9 protein-coding genes and 1 riboswitch are annotated in these 10,783 nt (G+C 53.1%); all 9 genes read left to right on the top strand.

Annotation, left to right across the window (positions count from 1 at the left end; translation table 11 throughout):
* Positions 1 to 22 precede the first annotated feature (22 nt).
* The gene (locus HQ37_RS08105; protein WP_052080795.1) at positions 23 to 679 is read left to right on the top strand and encodes an aminotransferase class IV; all 657 of its coding nucleotides are present in this window, start codon (positions 23 to 25) and stop codon (positions 677 to 679) included.
* Positions 680 to 984: 305 nt separating this feature from the next.
* Positions 985 to 1,185, top strand: a riboswitch (cobalamin riboswitch).
* Positions 1,186 to 1,435: 250 nt separating this feature from the next.
* Positions 1,436 to 2,896, top strand: coding sequence for a 4-hydroxyphenylacetate 3-hydroxylase family protein (locus HQ37_RS05495; protein ID WP_036881324.1), 1,461 nt, complete (start codon positions 1,436 to 1,438; stop codon positions 2,894 to 2,896).
* A 3-nt stretch (positions 2,897 to 2,899) separates the two neighbouring features.
* The gene (locus tag HQ37_RS05500; RefSeq protein ID WP_036881325.1) at positions 2,900 to 3,208 is read left to right on the top strand and encodes a NifU family protein; all 309 of its coding nucleotides are present in this window, start codon (positions 2,900 to 2,902) and stop codon (positions 3,206 to 3,208) included.
* A 19-nt stretch (positions 3,209 to 3,227) separates the two neighbouring features.
* Complete coding sequence (locus HQ37_RS05505; protein WP_052080796.1) at positions 3,228 to 4,523, top strand: acetyl-CoA hydrolase/transferase family protein; 1,296 nt, start codon at positions 3,228 to 3,230, stop codon at positions 4,521 to 4,523.
* 9 nt (positions 4,524 to 4,532) lie between these two features.
* Positions 4,533 to 5,645 carry a 4-hydroxybutyrate dehydrogenase gene (locus tag HQ37_RS05510; protein ID WP_036881326.1) on the top strand — a complete coding sequence of 371 codons (1,113 nt, stop codon included), beginning with the start codon at positions 4,533 to 4,535 and terminating at the stop codon, positions 5,643 to 5,645.
* Between the two features lie 31 nt (positions 5,646 to 5,676).
* Entirely contained in the window at positions 5,677 to 7,032 is a 1,356-nt protein-coding gene (locus HQ37_RS05515) for an aldehyde dehydrogenase family protein (protein ID WP_036881327.1), read from the top strand.
* Positions 7,033 to 7,202: 170 nt separating this feature from the next.
* On the top strand, positions 7,203 to 8,342 hold the full coding sequence (locus HQ37_RS05520; RefSeq protein ID WP_036881328.1) for an acyl-CoA dehydrogenase: 1,140 nt from the start codon (positions 7,203 to 7,205) through the stop codon (positions 8,340 to 8,342).
* A 9-nt stretch (positions 8,343 to 8,351) separates the two neighbouring features.
* Entirely contained in the window at positions 8,352 to 9,137 is a 786-nt protein-coding gene (locus HQ37_RS05525; RefSeq protein ID WP_036881329.1) for an electron transfer flavoprotein subunit beta/FixA family protein, read from the top strand.
* 13 nt (positions 9,138 to 9,150) lie between these two features.
* Complete coding sequence (locus tag HQ37_RS05530; protein ID WP_036881330.1) at positions 9,151 to 10,143, top strand: electron transfer flavoprotein subunit alpha/FixB family protein; 993 nt, start codon at positions 9,151 to 9,153, stop codon at positions 10,141 to 10,143.
* Positions 10,144 to 10,783: the final 640 nt, after the last annotated feature.

Consider the following 10,783-nt stretch of genomic DNA (forward strand, 5'->3'; position numbering starts at 1 on the left):
TGCACACATTACCCACAGACTTATGCACAGACTGCCGCTACTCGAGACCCTTTGCCTCAGAGGGGGTGTATTGCAGCTCGAGGAGCGGCATCGCTATCGTATGCTCTCCAGTCTCAATACCTTGGGACTAGGTGCCTCGCCCATATCCCGTTGGCTCGAGAGACACCACCTCGAGGAGGATGAGGGGGTCGCACGACTCATGGAGTTATGCACATCCGCTGTGGATAGTTATCGACTACGCCTCTCGTACGACGCCTCGTCCCTCCTGCCCCTTGGTTGCTCGCCCTATATCCCTAGACAGGTGAGGTGGCTACAACCCATCCGACTGGCCGAGGGCTTCGACTATGCGCTCAAGTCTAGCAATCGGGTCTACTTCGAGCAAGCGAAGCAGAGCCTCCCGCCCGATGTCGAGCCGCTCTATTATCGGGCCGATGGTAGTCTCTCGGATACGAGCTACACGAATCTCATCCTGGAACTGGAGGAGGGGCTCTATACTCCCGAGCGTCCTCTGCTCGAGGGGGTGCAGCGGGCGGATCTCCTGGCTCGAGGCCTCATCCAGGCTCATCCGCTCGATCTCGAGGATCTCTACCGAGCCCGAAGCGTTCGCCTCATCAATGCCATGATGCCTCTCGAGGACTGTATTACCCTATCGAGTGAGCAGGTCCTTACTCCCCTCTAATCCGTTTATCTCCTTTGTCATTTGCATTGCTCCTGAGATCCTATTCAGTCCTCGATAGAGCTTCTACTTATGTCTCTAGTGAGGACTAAATAGGATCTCAAGTGAAGTCCTACTTATGTCTCTAGTGAGATGTAGATAGGCCCTCGGACGAAGTCCTCTAGACGGTTGATCTGAGACCCTATAACTCCCTCGATAGCGAAGCCCCCGAGAGCTCCACTGAGAGGCTCTCAGGGGCGATGGAGCAGTGCCGAAAATAAAAACATCATTGTAGATCTTTTTCTTGAATATAATGTTTACCTTTGCCTCGTCATCGGTGATCAGTCGGTAGTCAATCGATTGGCTTAAAAGGGAACTTCGGTGTAAGACCGAGACTGTGCCCCCAGCTGTAACTCCACTAGACACAATAGTTTCGCATCCTTATGCCACTGCTTAGGCTTACTACAGACAAGCGGGAAGGCGCAAAACTAGGAGAAGTCAGAAGACCTGCCCATGACAAGCGATGCCTCCCACTCCGGGGAATAGGGGTGATGAAGCGACCGAAAATAAATTCAGACAAGGCTAAAACTATTTAGGCTCGTACTCGATATGCGTTGGGTGTACTCTACCCCAAGGCTAGAGGCTGTTATGGAGACTGATGCACAAGGGCTTGGCCCTCTGTCGCTGAGGCTCTAGGGCAGACCCTCGAGGGCTTGTGCGTGCCAGACTTAACTATCGGAATTATTACTTAAACGTTTCACAGATAATCGTTTTACCGCTATGATGACGAGAAAAGAGTACGAAGACAGTCTCAGGAAGATGAACCTGAACGTCTGGTTTATGGGTGAGAAGATCGAGAATCCCGTAGATCATCCTATTATCCGTCCGTCCATGAACTCTGTAGGTATGACTTACGAGCTCGCACAGATGCCTGAGTATCAGGAGGTCATGACCGCTGTGTCGAACCTCACGGGCAAGCGCATCAATCGTTTCTGCCACTTGCATCAGAGCACCGAGGACCTCAAGAATAAGGTCAAGATGCAGCGACTCCTCGGGCAGAAGACAGCTTCTTGCTTCCAGCGTTGTGTCGGTATGGATGCCTTCAATGCGATTTACTCCACTACTTACGAGATCGACGAGGCCTGTGGCACAGAGTACCACAAGAGATTTGTCGAGTACTTGAAGTATGTACAGGATAATGACCTCGTGGTCGATGGGGCAATGACTGACCCCAAGGGAGACCGAGGCTTATCGCCCTCTCAGCAGGAGGACCCGGACCTCTATCTGCATATCGACGAGGTGCGTGAGGACGGGATCATCGTCTCTGGAGCCAAGGCCCATCAGACTGGTGCGATCAACTCGCACGAGCATCTCATCATGCCTACGATCGCCATGCGTGAGGAGGATGCAGATTATGCTGTCTCCTTCGCCTGCCCTAGCGATGCCGAGGGTATCTTGATGATCTATGGCCGTCAGAGCTGCGACACTCGCAAGAGCGAGGAGTACCACGATATCGATCCTGGGAATACAGAGTTCGGCGGTCACGAGGCACTGGTCGTTTTTGACCGAGTATTCATCCCCAAGGAGCGTGTGTTCATGTGCCGTGAATACCAGTTCGCTGGGATGATGGTCGAGCGATTTGCTGGCTACCACCGTCAGAGCTACGGAGGTTGTAAGGTCGGTGTGGGCGACGTCCTGATCGGTGCAGCCGCCCTAGCCGCAGACTACAATGGCGTGCCCAAGGCTACCCACATCAAGGACAAGATCATCGAGATGACCCACCTCAACGAGACTCTCTATGCCTGTGGTATCGCCTGCTCGAGCGAGGGTAAACAAATGAAGGCTGGTAACTATATGGTAGACCTCCTCTTGGCTAACGTATGTAAGCAGAACATTACTCGCTTCCCTTACGAGATCGCTCGTCTAGCCGAGGATATTGCAGGGGGGATCATGGTGACGATGCCCAGTGAGGCAGACCTGCGCCACCCAGAGCTGGGCAAGGTCGTCCGCAAATACCTCGTTGGGGCTAAGGGCAAGCATGTAGAGAACCGCATGCGCATCCTTCGCTTGATCGAGAATATTACGCTCGGTACAGCAGCCGTGGGCTACCGCACCGAGAGTATGCACGGAGCTGGATCTCCTCAGGCACAGCGTATCATGATCGCCCGTCAGAGCGACCTCGAGAGCAAGAAGGAGATGGCTCGCAATATTGCCAAGATAGACGTCTCACTAGACCATTAGGCTATGAATGCCTTACCCCTTAATACGGAGAGCGTAAGAGAAGTGCTGAGCGAGAGGGTTCGCCCCCTCTTGCTCCAGCATGGGGGTGATCTTGAGCTCGTCGAAGTCAAGGACAAGCTCATTCGAGTGCGCTTCTTAGGCTCTTGCAGCTCTTGTCCCTCGCTCAATGACACGATGGAGCGAGTGGTGCAGAGCATCGTCCGAGAGGCATTTGGCGATGATACCCTGCAGGTGGCCCTGCGCCAGGGCGTGAGCGAAGATCTCCTAGAAGAGGCCCGAAACATCCTCCGTCAGCGCAAACTCCGACCTTAAACCAACCAAAACCAACGCTATGAACTGGATCGAAATCTACAAAGAGCGGCAAACAACAGCAGCCGAAGCCGTCAGACACATCCACAGCGGCGAACGGATTGCCCTGGGGCATGCCGCAGCCGTACCGCAGACACTAGTCAAGGCTCTCGCAGAGCAAAAGGAGGCTTTCGAGGGTGTTGAGATCTATCACATGCTTTGCCTCGGCCCAGGGGAGTATATGTCGCCTGAGATGGCTGGGCACTTCCGTCATCGTACCAACTTCGTCGGGGCTAACTCTCGTGTGGCAGTCGAGGAGGCTCGTGCCGACTACTGCCCGATCTACTTTCATGAGGTACCTAAGATGATGCGTGAGGGTCTCCTGCACATTGACATTGCCATGATTCAGGTCTCTGAGCCCAATGCCGAGGGTTACTGTAGCTTCGGAATCTCCTGCGACTATACCAAGCCTGCTACCGAGTGCGCTCGGCTCGTCATTGCCGAGGTCAATAAGCAGATGCCCTTCGTCGGTGGCGACAACCTCATTCACGTCTCTAGATTAGATCACATTGTCCCCTGTGACTACCCCCTATATACTATTCCCAAAGCCAAGGCAGGAGAAGTGGAGCAGGCCATCGGTCGCCACTGTGCTAGCTTGATCCCTGACGGAGCAACCCTTCAGCTAGGGATCGGGGCTATCCCAGATGCTGTCTTGCTCTTCTTGGGCGATAAGAAAGACCTGGGTATCCACACCGAGATGTTTTCCGATGGGGTAGTGGAGCTCGTTCGCTCAGGAGTGATTACTGGCAAGAGCAAGAGTCTGCATCCTGGTAAGATGGTCTCTACCTTCCTCATGGGGAGCGAGGAGCTCTACCGCTTCGTAGATAATAACCCTAACGTGTGGCTCTACCCCGTGGACTATGTCAATAACCCAGCCGTTATTGCCAAGAACGATCGTATGATCAGCATCAACAGCTGTATCGAGGTCGATCTGATGGGGCAGGTTGTAGCCGAATCGATGGGAGACAAGCAGTTCAGCGGAGTGGGCGGACAGGTCGACTACGTCCGTGGAGCATCTATGTCTCTTGGCGGTAAGAGCATCATCGCCATTCCCTCGACAGCCCGAGGAGGCAAGGCCTCTCGCATCGTCCCTCATCTAGCTACAGGAGCAGCCGTTACGACCTCTCGTAACGAAGTAGACTATATCGTAACGGAGTATGGTGTAGCTCATCTGAAGGGGCGTAGCCTTAGGGAGCGGGCAGAGGCTTTGATTGCCATTGCACATCCTGATTTTAGGGCAGAGCTCCAAGCGTTTTATGATCAGAAGTTCAACAAATAGAATAAAGTGATGCAGCTATTCAAACTGAAAACTACAGTTCACGAGTTTGCCGACTTTAAGGCTTTCGCCGAAGCCTTTGCCCTCGGCGAGCGGGATCTCGTGATCACCAATGAGTTTCTCTATGATCCATTCATGAAGGCTTGTGGCTTGCCTTGCCACTTCGTTATGCAAGAGCATTACGGACAGGGAGAACCCTCGGACGAGATGATGAATCAAATCCTGAGCGATCTGAAGGGGGTTAGCTATGACCGAGTTATTGCCATCGGTGGTGGTACGGTCATCGATATCTCTAAGCTATTCGTCTTGGATGGATTGAGTAATGTGTTGGATGCTTTCGACCGTAAGATCGAGCTGAAGAAGGCAAAGAAGCTGGTCATTGTACCTACAACCTGTGGTACGGGTAGCGAGGTGACGAATATCTCAATCGCCGAGATCAAGAGCCGACACACGAAGATGGGCTTGGCCGATGATGCCATTGTGGCCGACGATGCAGTCATCATCCCCGAGCTGCTCCGTGGGCTGCCTTTCCGCTTCTATGCAGCGGCCTCGATCGATGCTCTCATTCACGCTGTAGAAGCTTACGTTTCGCCTCGTGCTAATGCCTACTCGCTCATGTTTAGCCAGGAGGCCATGCGCATCATCATCGGTGTCTTCCGCAAGATTGCAGGCAACCCCGAGGCCAGGCATGAGTATGCCAGTGAGATGCTTACGGCTGCCAATATGGCTGGGATTGCCTTTGGCAATGTAGGCGTAGGGGCTGTTCACGCCCTGTCGTACCCACTTGGAGGTAATTATCATGTTCCTCATGGAGAAGCGAATTATCAATTCTTCACCGCTGTCTTCAAGCTGTATCACCAGAAGAATCCCACTGGCATGATTGTTGCCCTAGAGAAGAAGCTCGCCGAGCTCCTGGAGTGTCAGAGCTCCGAAGTTTACGAGGCTCTCGATGCTCTGCTAGGTCAGCTCATCGCTCGCAAGCCTCTGCGCGAATATGGTATGAAGCAGGATGAGTGCCGAGGCTTTGCTCAGGCGGTTATCGCCACTCAGCAGCGTCTCTTGGCCAATAACTATGTCCCCTTCTCCGAGGATGAAATCGCCCAAATCTATACTCAGCTCTACTAAGAAACCTAACTAACCAAACCAATAACTAGTAATGGAAATCAAAGAAATGATTCGTCTGGCTCGTGAAGCTCAACGTGAGTTCCAGGCCAGACACAACCAAGAGTCCGTCGATCGTATCTGTCATGCAGCAGCTAAAGTAATCTATGATCACGCAGAAGTACTGGCTCGCGAATCGGTTGATGAGACAGGCATGGGTGTCTACGAGGACAAAGTGGCCAAGTGTAAGGGTAAGTCTAAGGGAGTTTGGTATAATCTCAAGGGTAAGAAGTCTGTCGGTATCATCAATATTGATGACCTTACAGGCATGATCGAGGTGGCTAAGCCCATCGGTGTTGTAGGGAGCATTACCCCAACAACCAATCCGGTTGTGACCCCAATGAGCAATATCATCTTTGCTCTGAAGACTTGTAATGCTATCATTGTAGCTCCTCATCCTCGCAGCAAGCGCTGTTCGGCACATGCTGTACGTCTGATCAAGGAGGCTATTGCTCCATTCGGTGTGCCCGATGCAATGATTCAGATCATCGAAGAGCCCAGCATCGAGAAGACTCAAGAATTGATGAAGTCTGTCGATGTAGTCGTGGCTACGGGTGGTATGGATATGGTGCGCTCGGCATACTCTTCGGGTAAGCCTTCCTTTGGTGTTGGCGCAGGCAATGTGCAGGTGATTGTAGACCGCAATATTGATTATAATGAGGCCGCCAAGAAGATCATCGCTGGCAGAACTTTCGACAATGGGATCATTTGCTCGGGCGAACAGAGCGTGATCTATCACCAAGCTGACAAGGAGGAAGTTTTCGCCGCTTTCCGTGCTCATGGGGCTTATTTCTGCTCTGAGGCTGAGGGCGACCTCATTCGTCAGGCAATCTTTACAGACGGTCATTTAGCTAAGGATATTGTTGGGCAGAGCGTTCAGTTCATTGCGAAGAAGGCAGGTGTCAATATCCCCGAAGGTACTCGAGTGATCATGGTAGAGGCCCGAGGCATCGGAGCTGAGGATGTGATTTGTAAGGAGAAGATGTGTCCTGTAATGTGTACGTTGCCCTACGAACACTTCGAGCAGGGGGTAGAGATCGCTCGTGCCAACCTAGCCAATGAAGGCAATGGCCACACGGCTGCTATTCACTCGAACAATCAGGCACACATCATTCTAGCAGGTTCGGAGCTAACTGTTTCGCGCATCGTGGTCAATGCTCCCAGTGCCACAACTGCTGGTGGACACATCCGCAATGGCTTGGCCGTAACCAACACCCTAGGCTGTGGTACTTGGGGGAATAACTCCATCTCGGAGAACTTCACCTACAAGCACCTGCTCAACATCTCACGCATCGCTCCTCTCTCGGACAAGATCGTAGAGCCTACAGAGGAAGAAATGTGGCGCGTGTAAGGTAAGGCCTACTCGGAGGGCGTGAGGCCAGTGGCATAGGCGAAGCTCTAGGACGATCGAGAGAGAATCCCTAATCTATTGACAGAGATGCCAGCCACAGCCTCACGGCCATCCTATGTAGGGGACTGACCGCAACTTTGAATTAACTATTCAACAACAAATGAAACAACATGGACTTTAGCAAGACCAAACAGGAAGAACTCTTCCTGCAAATGATCCGTTCCTTTGCAGAAAAGGAGGTAAAGCCCTTAGCCGCCGAGATCGATGCCGAAGAGCGTTTCCCCATCGAGACGGTACGCAAGATGGCTTCGCTCGGGATGATGGGGATTCCCTTCCCCACCAAGTACGGCGGAGCAGGTGCCACCAACCAGATCTACTCCATGGCGATCGAGGAGCTCGCACGTGTTTGCGCCACTACAGGCGTAGTGCTCTCGGCTCATACATCGCTGTGTTGTGCTCCTATCTACCAGTTCGGGACAGAGGAGCAGAAGATGAAGTATCTGCCCAAGCTCTGCTCGGGCGAATGGATCGGCGCCTTCGGATTGACCGAGCCCAACGCAGGAACGGATGCTGCTGCTCAGCAGACTACGGCCGTTCCCGACGGAGATAACTACATCCTAAACGGGAATAAGATCTTCATTACCAATGCCGAATACGCCCATGTGTATATCATCTTCGCCATGACGGACAAGAGCCGTGGCACGAAGGGCATTACAGCCTTCATCGTAGAGAAGGATATGCCCGGCTTCACAGTGGGGAAGAAGGAACTGAAGATGGGTATCCGTGGCTCAGCTACCTGTGAGCTCATCATGGAGGATTGCATTGTACCCAAGGAGAATATGCTTGGTCTAGAGGGTGGAGGCTTCAAGGTCGCTATGCAGACGCTCGACGGCGGACGCATCGGGATCGCTGCCCAGGCTCTAGGTATTGCCCAGGGGGCACTTGACGAGACGGTCAAGTACACCAAGGAGCGTAAGCAGTTTGGACGGTCGATCGCTCAGTTCCAGAACACTCAGTTCCACCTAGCAGACCTCAAGACGGAAATCGAGGCCGCACGCCTCCTGGTTCGTTCGGCTGCTTGGAAGAAGGATAACGGCGTCCCCTACTCTATGGATTCGGCTATGGCTAAGCTCTATGCCGCAGATGTGGCAGTTAAGATGGCTAACAAGGCAGTCCAATTCCACGGTGGCTACGGTTACACCCGAGAGTATCCCATCGAGCGCATGATGCGTGATGCCAAGATTACGGAGATCTACGAAGGCACAAGCGAGGTGCAGCGCATCGTTATTGCTTCGCACTTACTTAAATAATGTACCGATATGAAGATAGTAGTTTGCATTAAGCAAGTCCCCGATACGACAGAGATCAAGATCGATCCCGTGAAGGGAACTCTGATCCGTGACGGCGTCCCCAGCATCATGAATCCTGACGACAAGGGCGGCTTGGAGCAAGCCTTGCGCTTCAAGGATGAGTTCGGAGCACATGTTACGGTCATCACGATGGGCCCTCCACAGGCCGAGGCTATATTGCGTGAGGCCTTTGCTATGGGTGTCGATGAAGCAATCCTTTTGAGCGACCGCAAGTTTGGCGGTTCCGACTCTCTCGCCACATCGTACACCCTAGCTGCTGCACTGCGCAACCTAGAGTTTGACCTCCTGATCACAGGCCGACAGGCTATCGACGGAGATACTGCTCAGGTAGGCCCTCAGATCGCTGAGCATCTAGGTCTGCCCCAGGTAACCTACGTAGCAGATGCCAAGAAGATTGGAGAGCGAACTCTCGAGGTGCGCAAGGAGACAGAAACAGGCTACGAAATCCTTGAGGTCGATATGCCCTGTGTGCTCACTATTTTGGCTTCGGGCTACGAGCCCCGCTACATGAATGTGCGTGGGATCATGGAGACCTTCGACCGTCCTATTACGCTCTGGAGTAGTGCAGACATCACAGTCGACGAGCAGCTCATTGGTCTCAAGGGGTCGCCTACTCGTGTCGGCAAGTCCTTCACCAAGGGTGCCAAGGCCAAGGGTGTCCTCTACGAAGATCTCACGGCTGAGGAGGCTGCGGACGTCATCTTAGAGAAACTCAAAGAAAAATTCATTATCTAATCTTAGCTAGCTTATGAATATCCAAGATTATCAAGGCATATTGGTCTTTGCCGAGCAGCGTGAGGGCGTGATCAGCTCCGTCGCTTTCGAGCTACTCTCCAAGGCTCGTGAGCTGGCCGAAGAGAAAACGATGACCGTCTCGGCCTTGCTCATGGGGCATGGTATCGCTCACTTGGCCAATGAACTGCATGCCGCAGGTGCAGACCATGTGATTATTGTCGATGATCAGACCCTTTCGCATTATCTGACCGAACCTTATACCCATGCCTTTCATCAGGTGATCGTGGCCAAGAAGCCCGAGATCGTGATGCTTGGGGCTACGACTATCGGCCGAGACCTTGGCCCTCGCCTCTCAGCTAGGCTGATGACAGGGCTTACGGCAGATTGTACACAGCTCGATATGTCTCCCGATGGGCATCTGATGATGACTCGCCCAGCCTTTGGCGGTAACCTCTGTGCGACCATCCTGTGTAAGGAACATCGTCCACAGATCTCTACCGTTCGTCCTGGGGTGATGCGTCGCACTCCTGCCGATCCATCTCGCACTGGTACGACGGAGACCTTTGCTGTAGCCTTCTCCAACGAGACGCCTAGAGTGCGTGTCAAGCAGGTTGTCAAGGCGGAGAAGCACCTCGTGGACATCACCGAGGCGAATATCCTCGTCTCCGGTGGACGTGGTGTGGGCAGTCATGATGGTTTCGACAAGCTCCGAGCACTAGCGGCCTGCATCAAGGCGGAGGTTTCGTCCTCTCGTGCGATGGTGGATGCTGGGCTCATCGGACACGAACGCCAAGTCGGCCAAACGGGTAAGACAGTTCGCCCCGATGTGTACATTGCTTGTGGTATCTCGGGTGCGATCCAGCACCTAGCAGGGATGGAGGAGTCCGACTACATCATTGCGATCAATAAGGATAAGTTCGCTCCCATCTTCGGAGTGGCCGACCTCGGCCTCGTGGGCGACCTCCATCAGATCATCCCCGCTCTAACGAAAAAGCTCAGTCGCTAGTCTCTAGCCGAGCCTCTTGTTCAATGAATGGCCCCTCCCGTCTCTGTCTTTGGGTAGAGTGGGAGGGGCTACTGTTTTGCCCCCTTCTCTTCGCTCGGCCTCCGCTCCCGAGGGCTCTTTGCCTAAGCTCTTCGGTGGGCTTCGGAGGAGAACCCTCCCGAGTCCTCTGTCGAGAGATCAGTAGGACTGCATTGGAGGTGTAGATAGAGCCTTACTCGAGGCTTAGATAGGGGCTCCGTTGATGTCTAAGTAGGGCTTCGCTCGAGCTCCTATTTATCTCTCATCTTCGATCCTACTCATGCTTCGATGGCGATCCTATTTGAGTCTCATCTTCGATCCTATTTGAGTCTCCATTGAACTCCTACTTATACTTCTGATGAGGTCCTACTGATAGCTCCGCTGCATCTTTACTTGAGCTTCGCTTGCGAGCTTGCTTGAGATAAGGGGTGAACTTCTTGAGGATTGGTAGAGAGATCCAATGGAACGGCTTGGCTTGGTTGGCCTGTAGCACGTGGGGCGGCTTAAGGCAAAAAAATAGGCGGGCTCTTGCCAGGGCAACCGCATCAAATCTTTAGGAGCTTCTTGAGATAGTCTATATTGAGAGCGGCTTTGAACAGCCTCTTGCGTAAGGATAGTTTGT

It is taken from the genome of Porphyromonas sp. COT-239 OH1446, assembly GCF_000768875.1.
In the GTDB taxonomy this organism is placed as follows: domain Bacteria; phylum Bacteroidota; class Bacteroidia; order Bacteroidales; family Porphyromonadaceae; genus Porphyromonas.

What these genes read in the sequence shown, in the direction of transcription:
- HQ37_RS05500 (WP_036881325.1), top strand. Translation starts at nt 2,900, where the DNA reads ATGAATGCCTTACCCCTTAATACGGAGAGCGTAAGAGAAGTGCTGAGC.
- HQ37_RS05505 (WP_052080796.1), top strand. Translation starts at nt 3,228, where the DNA reads ATGAACTGGATCGAAATCTACAAAGAGCGGCAAACAACAGCAGCCGAA.
- HQ37_RS05515 (WP_036881327.1), top strand. Translation starts at nt 5,677, where the DNA reads ATGGAAATCAAAGAAATGATTCGTCTGGCTCGTGAAGCTCAACGTGAG.
- HQ37_RS05530 (WP_036881330.1), top strand. Translation starts at nt 9,151, where the DNA reads ATGAATATCCAAGATTATCAAGGCATATTGGTCTTTGCCGAGCAGCGT.
- HQ37_RS05520 (WP_036881328.1), top strand. Translation starts at nt 7,203, where the DNA reads ATGGACTTTAGCAAGACCAAACAGGAAGAACTCTTCCTGCAAATGATC.
- HQ37_RS05510 (WP_036881326.1), top strand. Translation starts at nt 4,533, where the DNA reads ATGCAGCTATTCAAACTGAAAACTACAGTTCACGAGTTTGCCGACTTT.
- HQ37_RS08105 (WP_052080795.1), top strand. Translation starts at nt 23, where the DNA reads ATGCACAGACTGCCGCTACTCGAGACCCTTTGCCTCAGAGGGGGTGTA.
- HQ37_RS05495 (WP_036881324.1), top strand. Translation starts at nt 1,436, where the DNA reads ATGATGACGAGAAAAGAGTACGAAGACAGTCTCAGGAAGATGAACCTG.
- HQ37_RS05525 (WP_036881329.1), top strand. Translation starts at nt 8,352, where the DNA reads ATGAAGATAGTAGTTTGCATTAAGCAAGTCCCCGATACGACAGAGATC.